Source organism: Mesorhizobium sp. M0678 (assembly GCF_040320505.1).
Lineage (GTDB): Bacteria > Pseudomonadota > Alphaproteobacteria > Rhizobiales > Rhizobiaceae > Mesorhizobium.
Genome location: NZ_JAMYPT010000006.1, coordinates 210,356 through 227,953, shown reverse-complemented (window position 1 = coordinate 227,953; position 17,598 = coordinate 210,356). Strand labels below are relative to the sequence as shown.

The window sequence follows — 17,598 nt, the reverse complement described above, 5'->3', positions numbered from 1 at the left end:
AACGTTCTCTCAGCCGCGGGCGAAAGCCGTGTTGAGCAGCGTGATCTGGTCGGAGACAGGATTGAGGCGACGGCTCGACGGCGGCACCTCGGCAAGGCCGCCATAGATCTCCTCGTCCATCCGGCGCACCAACGCCTGCAGCCGCAGCGAACGGTTGACGAGGTCTATGAAATCCTTCGGCAGCTCGGCCCAGCCGGGCGCCTCCTCATGCGCGGAGGCGGTGTCGAGACGCACCTTGGATTTTTCTGAGGCCACCTGATCGCGGGTCATCTCGCCGGAATTCGCCGCCCGCTGCAAAAGCAGCCACGAGGCGACCTGCATCAGCCTGGTAGTCAGCCGCATCGATTCGGCCGCATAAAGCGTCGCCGCCAGCCTCGACAGCTTCTTGGCCTCGGCGCGGCCCTTGCCGTCGAGATATTCGGCCGCCTGCTCGACCAGGCCCATGCCTTCCTGATAGAGCGGCTTGAAGGATTGGGAGAAAACCCGGCGCTCCGCCAGCTTGATGGTTTTCGCGCTCGCCTTCGAAGGCTCGTTCATCGCTACGCCCCTGCACTTGCCTGACAGCCGGCCGATTCGGCTCTTGGCCGCCATATCCGGCAGCCTAAACGACTGAAGCTTGAAAATGCGCTTCGCTGCCAGCGAAGGCAAGCACATGTTTAACAAACGGTTAACGGCCGCATTTAGCCGGAAGGACGCCCATGCCGGCGGACAAAAAAAGAGCCGCGGATAAGGCGGCTCTCAGGAGTTTAACAGGGAGGCGTCAAACAAAGTGGCTCCAACCACTCGGTAAGAATCCAGATCACTGGATGGACATAGTAAACGCCTGTAAAGCTTAACGAACCCTTAACGCAGGGTATATTTTTTGATCAAGCGCCCAGCATCTGTGCCGTAACAGCACAGCTGACTGGCCACGGCACCCGTTCACACCACCGGCTGGAAGTCGGGGCGACGCGCTTGCGCCATGTTTCCTCCAGATCGTGACCGACATACCGAAACAGATCCGCTCGCCGCGCGACATCGTTCCGAAACAGGCGCCGCGGTAAACGCCCGCTCCTCGCAACGAGGCGGAGCAAACCTTGCGCTCCGGCAAATCATCAAATCTCTCAAGGAGCGAATAATGGACTGGTACTCGGCCGTTAAATTTCTGCATATCGTCTCGGCGATCCTCTGGGTCGGCGGCGGCTTCACGCTGATGCTGCTCGCGGTACGCGCCGACCGCGCTGGAAACGTCGAAGGCATGCTGCAGGCGATGCGCGCTACCGGCGAGCTCGGCAACCGGTTCTTCGCGCCGATGTCGATGCTGACATTGCTTTTCGGCCTCATCATGTGCGGCTTCTGGGTCGGCTTTTCCGATCTGTGGGTGCTGATCGGCCTTGCCGGTTATGCGACGACCTTCTGCATCGGCATGTTCATCTTCAAGCCGACTGCCGACCGCATGGCAGGCATGATCGCCAAGGAGGGCGTGACGCCGGCAGTGCTTGCCCCAGGGCCAGCGCGTCCTCAGCGCCGCGCGCTTCGACTATTCGGTGATGCTGGTGATCATCGCGGACATGGTGCTGAAGCCGACGCTCCACGACATCACCATTCTGGGCTGCATGGCGCTCGTACTGGCAACCGGCATTGCCCTGGCACTTGGCAGGACGCGGCAGCTGCTGCCGAGTGCCGCCTGAGGTGTAAGGAATCCGGCGGCGGCCGAATGGGGCCGCCGTCTTACAGGAGGCCGGCGATGCCGTCCCACAGAAGCTTGACCGCGACGACCGCCACGGTCGCATAGGTGAAGGGATAGAACAGCTCCGGCCGCATCCGCCGCACCAGCCAGGCGCCGGCGATTGTCGACAGCGGCGCCAGCGGCATCAGCACCGCCGACGCGGTCAAATTGGTGGTGTCGAACTGGCCGAGCGCGAAATAAGGGATGAGCTTCAGCGCGTTGGTGACGGCGAAAAAGATCGCCGCGGTGCCCGACAGCACCTTCGGATCGAGCCTGATCGGCAGCGCATAGACCTGAAAAGGCGGGCCGCCGACATGGGCGACGAAGCTGGTGAACCCGGCAACGGTTCCCCAGAAGCCGGCGGCGACGCGGTTGGGCTCCGCCGCGTGGCCGGCACCGTGGCGGAGTTGCAAATAGAGCCAGCGCAGCACGAAGATCAACGCAACCGCGCCGACGATCAGCCGCACCATCTCTTCGGTTACAAGTGCCGCCGTCAGCCAGCCAAGGGCAATGCCGATCACGGCACCCGGCATCATGTCGGCCAGCATCTTGCGGTCGAAGATACCCCACCACGTCCACACCGAGACAATGTCCATCAGGCACAGAATTGGCAGAAGAATTGCGGCAGCCTGAACCGGCGGCATGGTCAGCGCCATCAATGGCACGCCGACAAAGCCGACGGCGCCGCCGAAGCCGCCTTTCGACAGGCCGACGAGGATGACGGCCGGAATGGCCGCGGCATAGAACCAGGGATCGACGAGCAGGCCTGACATGGGAAAGGACGCTGGAGGGAAAGTTGAACTCTGGAATAGACCAGAAATGGCCAGACCGCGACCGCAAATATGTGGGCCACGCCACCGAAACCCGTCACATGTTTGGCATGTCGAGCGGCGGCGGGCGTCTCCGGATCGGCTGCGCCTTGATGATGGCGGTGCTGGTTTCGGCCTTGTCGGCGATGCGGTCGAGAATCCCGTCGAGCTCGCCGATCGAGCGGACGAACAGCCGGGCAACGAAGCAGTCATCGCCCGTCACCTTGTCGCATTCGCCGAATTCCGGGATTTCCTCGATCAGCTTCTGGACGATGTGCAGCTTGCCCGGCAATGGCCGGATGCGAACGATCGCCTGCAAGGCGTAGCCGAGCGCCTGCGGATCGATGTCGATGGTGAACGCGCGGATGACGCCGCGATCCTCCAGCCGTCGAAGCCGCTCCGAAACGCTTGGTGACGACAACCCGACCTGCAGCGCCAGTTCCTTCAGCGAGGTCCGTGAATCCTTGACCAGGATATCGAGGAGCTTTCTGTCGAGCTCGTCCAGCATTTTACAATTCCAAGAAAAAGCCGATGCTTACCTAATTTAATTAGGTTTGTCCTGCATATCACCAGCTAGAAGTCATGGAAAGACCCGATCCGCTGTGAGATTATAAAATCTCAACGGGTTTCAGCAGCATCCATGGACAACACGGTACGCGGCACGATCGAAATGACGGCGGCGATGGCGATCCTCGGCACGATCGGCTGGTTCGTCGTCCTTTCCGGCCAGCCCATCATGGACGTGGTGTTCTGGCGCTGTGCTTTCGGGGCGGTAACGCTGCTGATCATCTGCGCGGCGCTGGGACTGCTGCGTGGCAGGCTGTCGCTTCGCATCGTCGCGATCGCGGCTCTCGGCGGTGCTGCCATCGTTATCAACTGGCTGTTGCTGTTCAGCGCGTTTTCCCGCGCGTCGATCTCGATCGCCACGGCCGTTTACAACACGCAGCCCTTCATGCTGGTGGGTTTTGGCGCGCTCTTCTTCTCCGAACGGCTGACGGTGACCAAGCTGACCTGGCTCGGCATCGCCTTCGCCGGCATGCTGCTGATCGTGCAGGCCGCGCCCGATGCAGGCGATCATGGTACGGATTACTTTACCGGCATTGCGATGGCGCTGGCCGCGGCTTTCTTCTGGGCCGTTGCGGCTATCGTCACCAAGAAGCTCAAAGGCACGCCGCCGCACCTGATCGCCCTGATCCAGGTCTGCGTCGGCGTTCTCATGCTGGCACCCTTCGCCAATCTCACCCACCTTCCCGCCGATGCGTGGAGCTGGGTCATGCTGGCGACGCTCGGCATCGTCCATACCGGCCTGATGTACATCCTCATGTACGGTGCCATCCAGAAGCTGCCGACGCATCTGCAGGGATCGCTGTCCTTCATCTACCCAGTCGTCGCCATCCTCGTCGATGTCGTCGCCTTCGGCCATCGGCTGCAGCCGGCACAGATCGTCGGCGCCGCCGCCATCCTGGTCGCCGCCGCCGGCATGAATCTCGGCTGGTCGCTGTGGAAATCGAAGGTGCCTGCGTAGGGCCGCAAGCGACCAGGCGAGGAGAATTTCGGCCAACGGCAGCCATGCGCCGAGCCCTATGGAATCGTTGACGGCAAACGTGATCCCCCTGCCGCCTGTTCAACTCCCGCACTTTGCTCTATGCCGCAATGCAACCATCTTCGCCCGGCATAGGCGATAACCGGGACCGAACACCAATGAATGACGCAACGCCGCCCAACCGCTGCCGCATCGTGCTGATCGCGCCGCCGAACGTGCCGGCCGAGCGCATCGCCGCGGCTTTCGACGGCGGTGACGTCGCCTCGCTTATCCTGCCGGAAAACGGTATGGACGAGGCCTCTTTCCAAGCCTTTGCCGAGCAGATCGTGCCGGTGGCGCAAGCGGCCGGCATTGCCGTCATCATTGCCGGCGACACCCGCATCGCCGGCCGCGTCCAGGCCGACGGCATTCATGTCGAGGTCGGCAAGGACGAGCTCGCCGAAACGATCGAACACTTCCAGGCCAGGATGATGGTCGGCACCGGCGGCGCCAAGACCCGCGACGATGCGCTGGAACTCGGCGAGGTCAGGCCTGATTACATTTTCTTCGGCCGCTTCGGCTACGACAACAAGCCTGAGCCGCACCCGCGCAACCTGTCGCTCGGGCAATGGTGGGCGGACGTCATCCAGATCCCCTGCATCGTCATGGCCGGATCGGATCTTGCCTCGGTGGAAGCGGTCGCCGCCACCGGCGCCGAATTCGTGGCGCTGTCCAGCGCCGTTTTCGCCGACGGCGTCGATCCGAAGATGGCGGTTGCCGCCGCCAACGCGCTGCTCGACGAAACCGCGCCGCGCTTCGAGGACTGACGTGCTCTCGCGGAAAATCCTTTTCAGCGCCTTTCTCGCAACGGCCGTGACGCAGGCGATAGCGGCGGAACCCGTTCCGCTGCCGCAGCCCAGGCCGGATTCCAGCGAACCTGCCGACAAGCCGATCGCCGCACAATTGCCGCAGCCCGCCACCACCACCCCGTTGCCGTCGGCCGACACCATCAACCCCGACCGCTTCGGCGCAAAGCCGTCCGATGCTGCCTACGGGGCCTTTCAGCGCGGGCTCTACAAGACGGCCTACAACCTTGCGCTCTCCCGCGCTCAAAACGGCGATCCGGCAGCACAGACGCTGGTGGCCGAGATATTGTCGCGCGGCCTCGGCGTGCCGGTCGACGCGGCAGGGGCGGCGAAGTGGTATGCGCTTGCCGCCGAGCAGGGCGTGCCGGAATCGCAATTCCAGTATGCGCTGATGCTGCTCGACGGCCGCTACGTCAAAAAGGACGAGAAGGAGGCCTATGCGCTGATGCAGGCCGCCGCCGAGGCCGGCAACCGCCTGGCGCAGTTCAATTTTGCGCAGCTGATGGTCGAACAGGAGCCCGGCGATGCCGGTATTGCCAAAGCCGTGTCCTATTACGAGCGCGCTGCCGCGACCGGGCTTGCCGACGCACAATATGCGATGGCACAGGTCTACGCCAATGGCGCCGGCGGCAAGCCGCGCGACGATGTCAGCGCCCGCGGCCTGCTGGCACAGGCCGCGCGGCAGAACTACGACACCGCACAGATCGATCTCGCCACCTGGATGATCGAGGGGCGCGGCGGCGCCCGCGACCTGAAATCCGGGTTCAACTGGATGAAGCAGGCCGCCGAAGGCGGCAATGTCGCCGCCCAGAACCGTCTCGCCAAGCTCTACATGAACGGCATCGGCACCGACCCGGATCTCATCCTCGCCGGCGCCTGGTATGTTGTCGCCCGCCGCGCCGGGCTGATCGACCAAGAGATGGACGATTTCCTGCAGGGCCTGACCGACGAGCAGACGCAGCAGGCGCTGCAACGGGCCAACCGCCTGCCCTGACCGCGGTCTCGCGACTCATTGCACCAGGCTCGTCAGGCGGACTCATTGCGTATGATCGAGCACGACCTTGCCGAAAGGCGAGCCGTGTTCAAGGTACCGAAAGGCTTCGGCGGCCCGGCTCCATGGCACGACCCGGTCGATCACCGGTCTCAACCGGTTGACGACAATGGCGCGGTTCATCGCCTCGAAGGATTCGCGTGAGCCCACCGGTATGCCTCGCGCCCGGACCTGCCGGCGGAAGATGTCGAGCGGGTTGATGGCGCCGTCACTGCCGCCGAGATAGCCGATGACGTTGATCTGGGCGCCGCGCGCCGCTGCCCTCAGCGATTGTGCAAAACTCTGCGGTCCGCCAACCTCGATGATATGGTCGGCGCCGCGGCCATCCGTCAATCCCAGCACGGCCGATGCCCAGTCGGGGGCGCTGCGATAGTTCACGCCATCCTGCGCGCCAAGTTGCCTTGCCCGCGCAAGCTTCTCGTCGCTGCTCGACGTCACGATGACGCGCGCCCCGGCAGTAGCGGCGAACTGCACCGCAAACAGCGAAACGCCGCCGGTGCCGAGGCAAAGCACGGTGTCGCCGGGTTTGACGCTGCCCTCCGTAAACAGCGCGTGCCATGCCGTCACGCCGGCGCATGGCAGCGTCGCCGCTTCGAGGTCGCTCAGATTGGCCGGCGCCAGCACCGCCGCCTGTTCGTCGAGCCGGGCAAATTCGCTGAGCAGCCCGTCGATTGGGCCGCCGCGTTGATAGGATGGCTCGGCCATGGCGAAACTGCCGCCGACCCAGCGCTGCCAGAACGTGGCGCAGACCCGGTCGCCGATCTTGAACCGGCTGACCTCGGCGCCGATGGCAACGACTTCGCCGACGCCGTCCGACAGCGGCACCAGCGGCAATGCAAACTTCGTGTGATAGCTGCCGCGAACGATCTCGGCATCGCGGTAGTTCAGCGCCGTCGCCTTGACCTTCACAATCATCTCTTGGCGCCCTGGCTCAGGCATCGGCCGCTCGACCATTCTGAGGTTCTCGAGGCCGCCCGGGCTCTGCAATTCGATCGCTTTCATCGTCGTTCCTTTCTAGCTGGGTCCTGCCAGAGGAAAATCGCTTGCCATCCATCGGATTTCAAATTCATAATGTTCAGGATAATTATGCTTCCATGACATGTTCGGGTGTATCGTGCTTGAAGAACTGAAAACACTGGCCCTCTTTGCCGAGGAGGGTTCGATTCAGAAGGTGGCGCAACGCCTGCCGTTGACGCAGCCGGCCGTCACCCGCCAGATCCAGCGGCTGGAGGAGATGCTCGGCACGGAATTGCTCGACCGCCGGCTAAAGCCGTCGCGACTGACCCCGGCCGGCGTAGAGGTGCTGGCACGCGGCAAGGAAATTCTCGCCGCCGTCGACGCGCTGAGATCATTCGCCAAGGGCAACGAGCCGGAGGGCCTGCTGCGGCTCGGCCTCGCGCATGGACTTTGCGACAAAGCCGTGGCCGCCGCCATTGCTGATGCCGTGGCGCGGTTTCCGAAGGTCTCGCTGCGTCTGAAGAGCGGCTGGAGTCTTGAGCTGGCCGACCAGCACAAGCGCGGACAGCTCGAACTCGCCTTCATCCTGGACGGCAGCAATTCCAAAGCTGGCGACGGCGTTGTCGGAACCGAGCCCCTCGGCATCATCGCTGCCGAAAACACCAGCCGGCAAGCCGACGTCAAGACCATGCCCTGGGTCCTCAGCCCTGAACCCTGCGACGCGCGCCGGCGGCTGGCGGCTGCCCTGGCCGAGGGCGGCCACAGGTTGATGGTCGGCGCCGAGATTCAGGACAGCGCGCTGCAGATCGACTGGGTTCGTCGAGGCCAAGGCCTTGGCCTGCTGCCCAAGCGGCTGCTGCGGGAAAAGCTGCCTGAGGGCATTGCCCTGGTCGACGCTCCCGGCCTCGAGCTGTCGCTGCGAATTGTCGTCCTGCGTTCGCCGCACCTGCATCTTTTGACAGAGGTCGCCGACGCAGTGACCGAGGCCGTCACCGCGACTGTCAGGGCGGACTGAGGCCGCCACGGCGCGCTGCCGGGCCAGCTTCGTTCCCGCTTCATCGGAAGGCGCTCCTTGCCTCTGCTGGCGATTTGTGGTCTTGGAGGCGCCAAATTGCCCTTTGCGGCGATCATCTCATTTCCGGATCACCTCACCATGGCCAAGATCAATGGCAACGAAATCCGTCCCGGCAACGTCATCGAGCATGATGGCGGCCTTTGGGTGGCCGTCAGGACCAACACCGTCAAGCCCGGCAAGGGCGGCGCCTACAACCAGGTCGAACTCAAGAACCTGATCAACGGCACCAAGCTCAACGAGCGCTTCCGTTCGGCCGAGACGGTCGAGCAGATCCGGCTCGATCTGAAGGATTTTTCCTTCCTCTACGAGCAGGGCGACGCGCTGGTGTTCATGGACACCGAAAGCTACGAGCAGCTCGAATTGCAAAAGGAGTTCGTCGGCGATCGCGCCGCCTTCCTGCAGGACGGCATGATGGTGACGGTCCAGCTCTATGACGAAAGGCCGATCGGCATTTCGCTGCCCGACCAGGTGACGCTGACCATCACCGAGGCCGACCCGGTGGTGAGGGGCCAGACGGCAGCCTCGTCCTACAAGCCGGCGATACTCGAAAACGGCATCCGCGTGCTGGTGCCGCCGTTCATCGGCTCGGGCGAGCGCATCATCGTCGATACCAACGAAATCACTTATGTGCGCCGCGCCGACTAAGGCGTGATCCCAAAGAGTTGCAGACTTTTTGGATAAGATCATGCGTCAAGGCAAATAGGCGCAGCGACAGGAAGAACAGCAATGGCGCGTTCCGCGATCCTCAATGTCATGGTCCAGGCCGCAATGAAAGCCGGCCGCTCGCTGTCGCGTGACTTCGGCGAAGTGCAGAACCTGCAGGTCTCGATGAAGGGGCCGGGCGACTATGTCAGCCAGGCCGACCGCAAGGCCGAAGACATCGTCTTTGCCGAACTCTCCAAGGCGCGGCCCGGCTACGCCTTCCTGATGGAGGAACGCGGCGTGATCGAGGGCGACGACGGCCAGCACCGCTGGATCGTCGACCCGCTCGACGGCACCACCAATTTCCTGCACGGCATTCCGCTCTTTGCCGTTTCGATCGCGCTGGAGCGCCAGGGCCAGATCGTCGCCGGCGTCGTCTACAATCCGGCGATGGATGAACTCTATACCGCCGAGCGCGGCGGCGGCGCTTTCATGAACGACCGCCGGCTGCGCGTCGCCGGCCGCACCAAGCTGGTCGATGCGGTGATCGGCTGCGGCATGCCGCATCTCGGGCGTGGCCAGCACGGCAATTTCCTCATCGAGTTGCGCAATGTCATGGCCGAGGTCTCTGGCGTCCGCCGTCTCGGCTCCGCCTCGCTCGATCTCGCCTACGTCGCCGCCGGCCGCATGGACGGGTTCTGGGAAACCGGCCTGTCGGCCTGGGATGTCGCCGCCGGCATTTTGCTGATCCGCGAGGCGGGCGGTTTCGTCTCCGATTTCGCCGGGGGACAGGATGTGCTGAACGCCGGTTCACTGGTCGCCGGCAACGAACTCATCCAGCGCGCGCTGTTGAAGACTATCAAAAGGCCACTCTCAGCCGGCTGATAGAGGCACGCCGCGCTGAACCGCCGCAGTCGCAAAACCGCAACCAAAGCTTGAAATACTGTCCCGCGGCCGCCCAGATAAGGTGGCGCAGGATCATCGATGACGAACAGCCGGCCCCAACCCCAGAGCGAACTCTCCCAGCTCGACATTCCCTTTATGGGGCGCTGGCATTACTCGCGCGCCGAGATCATCGCCGACGGCATTGTCCACGCCGTGGGCATCGTGCTGGCGATCGCTGCCGGCTCGACGCTGCTGGCACTGGCCGCCTATCGAACCGGCCCCGGCGAATACGTCGCCGCCGCCTTCTATGTAGTCTCGCTGCTCACCGTGCTGTCGGTTTCGCTGGCCTACAATGTCTGGCCGGTGTCGTCGCCGGCAAAATGGATATTGCGGCGCTTCGACCATGCCGCGATCTATCTGCTGATCGCTGCCACCTACACGCCTTTCCTGGCCCAGCTCGGCGGCCCGCCGCTGGCCGTTTCCATGATCGTCCTGGTCTGGACCGCCGCGGCGGTCGGCATCGCCATCAAGGTCTTTCTTCCCGGCCGTTTCGACCGGCTGGCGATCGTCTTCTACCTAGCCATCGGCTGGAGCGGTATCGTTCTGGTGGAGCCGCTCGTGCGGACGCTGCCGGCGACATCGATCGCGCTCATCGTTGCCGGCGGCATCGTTTACTCCTGTGGCGTGATCTTCTTCGCCTGGAAGGGCCTGCGCTTCCACAATGCGCTGTGGCATGGCTTTGTCGTCACCGGCGCCGGCCTGCATCTGGCCGCCATGGTCGACTGCCTGGTCATCAACCGGCTTTGACCTCCGGTCGCGGACAGTGGCAATATTGCCAAGCGCCATTCAATTTCGTCACAATTCCGTTTAGAGTCGCAAACACAAATTGATCGGCGGCGACGGCATCGGAAACGGGGCACGGATGACTCTTCTCAGATCCTTCGGCATGGGCAGGCGCTCCGACGTTCTGATCTACGACCCGCACAAATTGTCGAGCCCGCAGGTGTTTCTGCTGACCATGGTGATCTTTCTGTTCATCGTGGCCTTCATCGCCGCCATCCTGACCCGCCAGATCTCGACCGCCTTCGTCACCAATCCCGGCCTCAACGGCCTGATCATCGGCGTGCTGGCGGTCGGCATCCTGCTGGCCTTCGTCCAGGTCGGCCGGCTGTTCCGCGAGGTGCGCTGGGTCAACTCGTTCCGCGCCGGTTCCGAAACCACCGAACCGGTGTTGCTGGCGCCGATGAAGGCGATGATCGGCCGCTCCTCGACGATTGCTTTCTCGACCAGTTCGATGCGCACCATGCTGGATTCGATCGCCACCCGGCTCGACGAAAGCCGCGACACGTCGCGCTACCTTGTCGGACTGCTGGTGTTCCTCGGCCTGCTCGGCACCTTCTGGGGCCTGCTCAACACGATCGGCTCGATCCGCGAAACCATCGAGTCGCTCGATCCCGGCACCGGCGATGCCGCGGCCGTGCTCGAATCCCTGAAGCAGGGGCTTTCCGCTCCGTTGGCCGGCATGGGCACCGCCTTCTCGTCCTCGCTGTTCGGCCTCTCCGGCTCGCTGGTGCTCGGCTTCCTCGACCTGCAGGCCGGCCGCGCCCAGACGCGCTTCTATACCGAACTCGAAAACTGGCTGTCCTCGGTCACCGACCTGTCCTCCGACATCGTTGTTGCCGACGCCGCCAAGACCGAACCCTCCGAGGAAATCCGGCTGTTGTCGGAAAAGCTGCGCACTCTGCAGGAGAATGGCGGCGGCTCCAATCCGCGCGTCGCCACCGCCATGGCCAATCTCGCCGACGGCATTTCCGGCCTGGTCAAGAACATGCGCTCGGAACAGCAGATCATGCGCGACTGGGTCGAGGCCCAGTCCGACGAGCAGAAGGCGATGCGCAACACCCTGGAGAAGATCGCCGACGCCTTGAAGAAGCCTGGAGTGCATTGACGTGGCGTTGGCACGAGGCCGGCGCTCCGACCGCCGCATCGATTACTGGCCGGGCTTCGTCGATGCGCTGTCGACGCTGCTGTTGGCGATCATGTTCCTGCTCACGGTTTTCGTGCTGGCGCAGTTCCTGCTCGGCCGCGAGATCTCCGGCAAGGACACGGTGCTCAACCGCCTCAACTCGCAGATCAACGAGTTGACCCAGCTTCTGGCGCTGGAGCGCTCGACGACGCAGGACAAGGAGGACACCCTTGCCAATTTGCAGGCGTCGCTGTCCGCGTCGGAGGCGGAAAAGAGCCGGCTCGAGCAATTGCTGGCGCAAGGCGCCGGTGCCGGCGATGCCGCCAACCAGCGCGCGACGGCACTTTCCGGCGAGCTCGACAGCCAGCGCCAGATCAGCCAGCAGGCGCTGAGCCAGGTCGAGATCCTCAACCAGCAGATTTCGGCACTGCGCAGGCAGATCGCAGCGCTCGAACAAGCGCTCGACGTGTCCGAAACGCGCGACCGCGAATCCAACACCAAGATCGCCGATCTCGGCCGCCGCCTCAACGTCGCACTGGCGCAACGCGTGCAGGAGCTAAACCGCTACCGCTCCGATTTCTTCGGCCGCTTGCGTGAAATTCTCGCCGACCGCGAGAACATCCGTATCGTCGGCGACCGCTTCGTCTTCCAGTCGGAAGTGCTGTTCCCGACCGGCTCCGAGGTGATCAACGATGCCGGCAAGGTCGAGATGAAGAAGCTTGCCGATGCCATCATCGAATTGCGAAAGGAAATCCCGCCGGAGATCAACTGGGTGCTGCGCGTCGATGGCCACACCGACAACAAGCCGCTCTCCGGCACCGGCCGCTACCGCGACAATTGGGAATTGTCGACGGCGCGCTCGACATCGGTGGTCAAGTTCCTGATCGAGAACGGCGTGCCGGCCAACCGGCTGGTCGCGGCCGGCTTCGGCGAATTCCAGCCGCTCGACCCCGCCGATACCGACGAGGCGCGCAACAAGAACCGCCGCATCGAGTTGAAGCTGACCGAGCGGTGATCTGCAGGCCTTTGGCTTGTATCATGCGCCAGGTCGGGCCAGGTCGAGCCGGCTCGAGCCGGCTCAAGTCGGCGGCATTTAGGGCACTGGTGCGGCAGCGGCAAGAGCTGAAAAAAATTACCTTTTTTTAATTACACTTTGCCGCCATGGCCTTTTAGCCTTGGTCATGGGCCGAGAACCGCCGGCGGTGGAACCGCTCATCGCGACGCGACGGAACCTGACGGCCCGCGGCCGGAAGGCAGGACCCTCCCAACCACCGCCTTCCCCAGTAAAGGAGACGCAACCATGCGCTTCTTCGCTCCCAGGAATCTCAGGACTGCTACGCTCGCCACACTGCTCCTCGCCGTTCCGTTTGCTGGCGCTTACGCCGGCCCGCGTGCGACGGCCTTGATCAATCAGATCCAGAGCGTGGAGACGGGTATCCAGGGCGCCATCCGGGCGAACAAGCTCGAGCCGGGCGAGGCACGTGACTTGCGCACGCAGGTCGCTCAACTCGATCGGGCCGCCCAGAGGGCCGCACGCGATGGAACCATGCCGAGCACGCAATATCAGCAGTTGCTGGCGCAGCTCGACGATGTCAGCCAAAAGCTGCGCGCTGACACCGGCAGTGCCTTCCTCATCGGCAACGGCGCCGATGGCGGATACTATCCCAACGGCTATGGCCCAACTTATCCAGGCGGCTGAAATCGGCCGCAGTGCCCGGCGCTGTGGCAATTGATTTGCGCATGATCCCGTTCCAGCTTTCGGTTCAGGGATCATGCGCTAGCCCACCGCCAGTGCAATCAGCGCCAGCGCTGCCGGCACTGTCTCGATGAACAGGATTTTACGGCCCGCCGTCGCTGCCGTAAAGGCCGGCGACGGCGACGCAGAGCAGGAAGAAGACTACTGGAAACCGGCTTCGCCGAGGTAAAGCCCCAGATCAGGCTGGCTGCGAGAAAGCCGTTGTAAAGCCCCTGATTGGCCGCGAGCACTTTCGAGGCCCTGGCGAATTCCGGCGTCAGCCTGGATACCATATGGCCGCGCGGCGTGTCCTACAGCACCATCTCAAGATAGACGATGCAGAGGTGGATCACGGCCACCAGCCCGACCAGCACATTGGCGATCATGTTTCGTCTCCGCATCGCGGTCTGCCGCCGCCGGACGACATTGACCACGCACGCCACCGCTTCCACAAGATGCTTTTCGGCCGTTGCAGCTGGCAGTCGATGCGTCGATCGCGGACGGCTTCGGGGTTGCCAACACTTTTGCATTGGTATCTTTTCCCGCCGTCAAATCAGCGGAACCCACAATGTCCTTTCAAAAACTCGACGACCTCGGCCACAAGCTCGAAGCGCTGGAACACGCCCTCGCCATCCTCGGCGCCGACGAGGCGACCCATATGGCGGTCGGCGGCGGCGAGAAGCGCGCAGAGGCAATGTCGGCGCTTGCGGGCATGCACCATGCCCGGGCGACTGCGCCGGAGATTGCCGACTGGATCGCGGCGGCCGAGCAGGAGGCGCTGAACGAAGAGCAGCAGGCCGCGGTCAGGGAATTCCGCCGGCAATACACCAACCTGACCTGCCTGCCGGTCGAGTTCGTCGAGCGCCAGACGACCGCGCGCATGCGCTCCGAGCAGCTCTGGCGCGACCTGCGCGCCAAGAACGACTGGGCGGGTTTCCTACCGGCGCTCGAAGGCGTCGTGGCGCTGGTCCGCGAGGAGGCGGCCCTTCGCGCCGAGGTGCTCGGGCTCGAGCCTTACGACGCGCTCATGGAGCAATATGACCCGGGCAATCGCGCCGCCGACATCACGCCTGTGTTTGTCGAGTTGAAGACCTTCCTGAAAGGCTTCGTGCCGGAGGCACTGGCCGTGCAGGAAGAGCGGCTGGCGAAACATCCGCTGAAGCCGCTTTCCGGCAGATACCCCTTGGACAAGCAGCGCGAGCTTGGCCTCGCCATGATGGCGGCGGTCGGCTTCGACCTCACCCACGGCTCGCTGTCGGTTTCGCACCATCCCTTCTGCGGCGGCGTGCCGAGCGACGTGCGCATCACCACCCGCTACAAGACCTCGGATTTCCTGTCGGCGCTGATGGGCGTGCTGCACGAGACCGGCCATGCGCTGTACGAGCAGAACCTGCCGAAGGCGTGGGCGCACTGGCCTCTGGGCAGAGCGCGCGGCATGGCGGTGCATGAAAGCCAGAGCCTGTTCGTCGAAAAGCAGATCGGCCGCAATCCAGAATTCTGGCGCTGGGCGCTGCCGGTGGTCGAAAGACACCTCGGCGAGAGCTGGACGATCGACGACATCCTGCCGCATGTACACCGGGTCGAGCGCGGCCTGATCCGCGTCGATGCCGACGAGGTCACCTATCCGCTGCACGTCATCCTGCGCTACGAGCTGGAGCAGGAGCTTGTCTCGGGACGGCTGGAAGCAGCCGACCTGCCCGAAGCCTGGGATGCCAAGATGCGCGATTATCTCGGCCTGTCGACATCAGACAATCCGGCTGACGGTCCGATGCAGGACGTCCACTGGCCGGGTGCCGCCTTCGGCTATTTCCCCTCCTACACGCTGGGCGCCATGATGGCGGCGCAGCAATGGGCGGCGCTGACCAGGGATCATCCTTCAGCCGACGAAGACCTCGCCAAGGGAGATTTCGCCGCGATCAACGACTGGCGCCGCAAAAGGATCTGGTCGCAAGGCTCGCGCTGGTCGACACCGGAACTGCTCGAACGCGCTACCGGCGAAAAGCTCGATGCCGCACATTTCACTGACCATCTGAAGAAGCGGTACGGGAACTGAGCCGCTTCGTCTATTCCAGGTTCTTGCCGCGGTGACTTGCAGAAATCCGCGAAACTGGCCTTTACTTTGGTGGGAAAGCCTCTGAAAAAGGAGTTCTTCCAAGTTGGGCGAGCGTAGATGTCTGTCTGTTACAGTTTTCATAGGATGAAGTCTTTCTGGCCCCGCTTGGTATTTTTCATCTTATTGATCGGCCTGAGTTCTCCGGCCATGTCCGACGACATGGTTCTCAAGGGTCCGGCAGAAAGCTGGGTAAAGCAGCTTGATATTCCGGCTGCCGATCCCACCCGATCGGATCAAATCAAGAATGGCGTTTCATGGCTGCTCTCGGACGACCAGATCAAGCATCGCGCCGGCGGCTATGTCGAGTACTCGCGCACCGTCTATAAAATCGTCGACCGTCCCGGCCTGGATCGTGGCGCGAGTATCGATCTGCAGTTCGATCCGTCCCGGCACAAGGTCACGCTCAACCATCTTCACATCATCCGCGATGGTGCCGTTTTGGACCGGCTGGAAGGCGTCGGATTCGACATCTTCCGCAGGGAAAGAGACGCCGAGAAAGGCGTCTTCGACGGCTGGCTGACAGCACATGTCAACATCGATGACGTGCGTGCCGGCGACATCGTCGATTACGGGTCGACCTACGAAGTAACACCGCTGGTCGGCAAGGACCTTTTCTTCAAGAATTTCTCCACCGAATGGGAAGAGCCGGTAGCGCTTATCCGCACAAGCATCATTTGGCCCTCGGGCCAGCCGCTCCAGATCAAGACAAGGGGAACCCGACTTAAGCCCTCAATCTCCCCGACTGGGCCGGACATCACCTATCTGTGGGAAATCTCAAACCCGAAACCGGTCAATGTCGAGGACAACCTGCCCGTGACCTATCCAGGCTGGGGCTCCATCGATGTCGCGTCTACCGCGAATTGGCAAAGTGTGGTCGATGCCGTTGCGCCCTATTACAAGCCAGCGACCGTTTTTCCCTCGGCTTTTGCCGCAAAGCTCGACGACATCGCTCTGCGGCATCCGGTGCCCGAAGACCGGATGGTCGAGGCAATGCGGTTGGTGCAGGACCAGATCCGCTATGTAAGCCTGTCGATGGGTGCCGGTTCCTACGTTCCGCGTGATCCCGCGACGGTCATCCTGAGCGGGTTTGGTGACTGCAAGGACAAGGCCCTGCTGCTGGTTTCGTCGCTTGTGCGGCTTGGCATTGCTGCCGAGGTCGCCTTGGCCGATCTCGACGAGGGACGGGCCCTGGACCAGCATCTGCCGGCGCTCCGCGATTTCGACCATGCCATCGTCAAGGCAAGGATCGGAGCAAAGACATATTGGCTGGACGCCACGAACTATCTTCAGGGCGGCAGGGCGCACAATCTCGCACAGCCCGACTACGGCTTCGCGCTGCCGCTTTCCAGCACCGGCGGGTTGGAGAAGATGCCGAGCCCTGTGCTTACCAGCCCATCGATCCAGATCGCCGAGGAATTCGACTTTCCGCGGAAACCGGGCGATCCCCTCGTGCTGACGGTCTTCTCGACATATGAGGACGCCGATGCCGATTGGATGCGCGGCAATTTCGCCAGCAGGTCGCTGAGCGAGGTGTCGGACGCCTACCTGAAATACTACAACAAGCAATATCCGGGCATCCAAACCATCGCCAAGCCGGAAATCGTGGATCGCCGCGACGGCAACATAGTGAGCGTGAAGGAAAGTTATCGCTTGCCGGCGGAGGCGCTGGCGGCCAACGATCTGGCAAAGAATTTCCCGATCCGCGCGGCCGATCTCGGCAACAACTCTCTTCCAACCCCGACAATCGTCGACCGAACCGGGCCCGTCTCCCTCGGCCCCCAGTTCTACCGCCGCCACAAGGTGACCGTGCGCAACCTCAAGGCGAGGTTTTCCGGCGAGTCGATGAAAAACGTCGTGACGCCCTATCTGTCTCTCAAGGCATCCTGGTCCAACACGCCCACCGAATTTCAAGTTGAATGGAACTTTCAGACGCTGGCGACTGAAGTACCGGCCAAGGCGATTGCCGATTATCTGAAAACCGTCGATGACCTCGCAGACCAGGTTCGCTGGCAGTACGATTTTACCTATGAAGAGCCGCCTGCCGATGTGCAGCTCAGCGATCCGGCAAAGGAGCAGCGACAGACCGTCGCCAGCATGCTTTTGTTGTCGTTGCTTGTCGGCGTTCCCCTGTTCATAGCCTATCGACGCGGCAAACGCCGAGCTTTCGGTAGCTGAAGAAACTCGGCGGCCGCTGGGCACCATGATCCCGACAAGTGGATGCCGGTTTTCGGAAAAGATCATGGTCAAACAAGAAGATGGAGCCTCATCC

The 17,598-nt window shown here is 63.0% G+C and carries 17 protein-coding genes and 1 pseudogene; 13 read left to right on the top strand and 5 right to left on the bottom strand.

The genetic code is table 11. The annotated features are described in order from the left end of the window. Window positions 1–9: 9 nt before the first annotated feature. Window positions 10–537 carry a protease adaptor protein RcdA gene (gene rcdA / locus NKI29_RS13995; RefSeq protein ID WP_352796523.1) on the bottom strand — a complete coding sequence of 176 codons (528 nt, stop codon included), beginning with the start codon at window positions 535–537 and terminating at the stop codon, window positions 10–12. Window positions 538–1,117: 580 nt separating this feature from the next. Between rcdA and NKI29_RS13990 the strand changes: the two genes are divergently transcribed. Continuing rightward, complete coding sequence (locus NKI29_RS13990) at window positions 1,118–1,774, top strand: DUF2269 family protein (RefSeq protein WP_352796521.1); 657 nt, start codon at window positions 1,118–1,120, stop codon at window positions 1,772–1,774. On the opposite strand, the gene NKI29_RS13985 is transcribed toward NKI29_RS13990, so the two are convergent. Together NKI29_RS13985 and NKI29_RS13980 are read right to left on the bottom strand one after the other, a co-directional pair. Next, entirely contained in the window at window positions 1,711–2,481 is a 771-nt protein-coding gene (locus NKI29_RS13985; RefSeq protein ID WP_352450835.1) for a sulfite exporter TauE/SafE family protein, read from the bottom strand. The two genes, NKI29_RS13990 and NKI29_RS13985, sit on opposite strands and share 64 nt — an antisense overlap. A gap of 94 nt (window positions 2,482–2,575) precedes the next feature. Beyond that, complete coding sequence (locus NKI29_RS13980; protein ID WP_023678010.1) at window positions 2,576–3,025, bottom strand: Lrp/AsnC family transcriptional regulator; 450 nt, start codon at window positions 3,023–3,025, stop codon at window positions 2,576–2,578. 132 nt (window positions 3,026–3,157) lie between these two features. Here NKI29_RS13980 and NKI29_RS13975 point away from each other — a divergent pair, with 132 nt between their 5' ends. From NKI29_RS13975 to NKI29_RS13965, 3 genes are all read left to right on the top strand, one after another. Continuing rightward, on the top strand, window positions 3,158–4,042 hold the full coding sequence (locus NKI29_RS13975; protein WP_352796518.1) for a DMT family transporter: 885 nt from the start codon (window positions 3,158–3,160) through the stop codon (window positions 4,040–4,042). Window positions 4,043–4,218: 176 nt separating this feature from the next. Continuing rightward, the gene (locus NKI29_RS13970) at window positions 4,219–4,866 is read left to right on the top strand and encodes a thiamine phosphate synthase (RefSeq protein WP_352450837.1); all 648 of its coding nucleotides are present in this window, start codon (window positions 4,219–4,221) and stop codon (window positions 4,864–4,866) included. Window position 4,867: 1 nt separating this feature from the next. Beyond that, complete coding sequence (locus NKI29_RS13965; RefSeq protein WP_352796515.1) at window positions 4,868–5,899, top strand: tetratricopeptide repeat protein; 1,032 nt, start codon at window positions 4,868–4,870, stop codon at window positions 5,897–5,899. 42 nt (window positions 5,900–5,941) lie between these two features. On the opposite strand, the gene NKI29_RS13960 is transcribed toward NKI29_RS13965, so the two are convergent. Continuing rightward, complete coding sequence (locus NKI29_RS13960; RefSeq protein WP_352796512.1) at window positions 5,942–6,958, bottom strand: zinc-dependent alcohol dehydrogenase family protein; 1,017 nt, start codon at window positions 6,956–6,958, stop codon at window positions 5,942–5,944. 112 nt (window positions 6,959–7,070) lie between these two features. Here NKI29_RS13960 and NKI29_RS13955 point away from each other — a divergent pair, with 112 nt between their 5' ends. From NKI29_RS13955 to NKI29_RS13925, 7 genes are all read left to right on the top strand, one after another. Beyond that, complete coding sequence (locus tag NKI29_RS13955) at window positions 7,071–7,928, top strand: LysR family transcriptional regulator (protein WP_352796509.1); 858 nt, start codon at window positions 7,071–7,073, stop codon at window positions 7,926–7,928. A 138-nt stretch (window positions 7,929–8,066) separates the two neighbouring features. Then, window positions 8,067–8,633: an elongation factor P gene (efp, locus tag NKI29_RS13950; RefSeq protein ID WP_023678016.1), complete on the top strand. Its 567-nt coding sequence runs from the start codon at window positions 8,067–8,069 to the stop codon at window positions 8,631–8,633. 81 nt (window positions 8,634–8,714) lie between these two features. After that, the gene (locus NKI29_RS13945; RefSeq protein ID WP_023678017.1) at window positions 8,715–9,515 is read left to right on the top strand and encodes an inositol monophosphatase family protein; all 801 of its coding nucleotides are present in this window, start codon (window positions 8,715–8,717) and stop codon (window positions 9,513–9,515) included. Window positions 9,516–9,614: 99 nt separating this feature from the next. Then, window positions 9,615–10,322: a PAQR family membrane homeostasis protein TrhA gene (trhA, locus tag NKI29_RS13940; protein ID WP_352796507.1), complete on the top strand. Its 708-nt coding sequence runs from the start codon at window positions 9,615–9,617 to the stop codon at window positions 10,320–10,322. 115 nt (window positions 10,323–10,437) lie between these two features. Continuing rightward, window positions 10,438–11,463 (top strand): MotA/TolQ/ExbB proton channel family protein, encoded by a 1,026-nt coding sequence (locus tag NKI29_RS13935; protein ID WP_023678019.1) that lies wholly within the window; start codon window positions 10,438–10,440, stop codon window positions 11,461–11,463. A gap of 1 nt (window position 11,464) precedes the next feature. Beyond that, entirely contained in the window at window positions 11,465–12,496 is a 1,032-nt protein-coding gene (locus NKI29_RS13930; protein ID WP_352796504.1) for a peptidoglycan -binding protein, read from the top strand. Window positions 12,497–12,781: 285 nt separating this feature from the next. Beyond that, window positions 12,782–13,180, top strand: a complete 399-nt coding sequence (locus tag NKI29_RS13925) for a hypothetical protein (protein WP_352454908.1) — start codon at window positions 12,782–12,784, stop codon at window positions 13,178–13,180. A 78-nt stretch (window positions 13,181–13,258) separates the two neighbouring features. Here the strand turns inward: NKI29_RS13925 and NKI29_RS13920 are convergent. Continuing rightward, window positions 13,259–13,602, bottom strand: a pseudogene (locus NKI29_RS13920) (DUF1304 domain-containing protein). A 182-nt stretch (window positions 13,603–13,784) separates the two neighbouring features. Between NKI29_RS13920 and NKI29_RS13915 the strand changes: the two are divergent. Both NKI29_RS13915 and NKI29_RS13910 read left to right on the top strand, forming a co-directional pair. Then, window positions 13,785–15,269: a carboxypeptidase M32 gene (locus tag NKI29_RS13915; protein ID WP_352454909.1), complete on the top strand. Its 1,485-nt coding sequence runs from the start codon at window positions 13,785–13,787 to the stop codon at window positions 15,267–15,269. Between the two features lie 207 nt (window positions 15,270–15,476). After that, window positions 15,477–17,504 carry a DUF3857 domain-containing protein gene (locus NKI29_RS13910; protein WP_352696868.1) on the top strand — a complete coding sequence of 676 codons (2,028 nt, stop codon included), beginning with the start codon at window positions 15,477–15,479 and terminating at the stop codon, window positions 17,502–17,504. The last annotated feature ends 94 nt before the right edge of the window (window positions 17,505–17,598 follow it).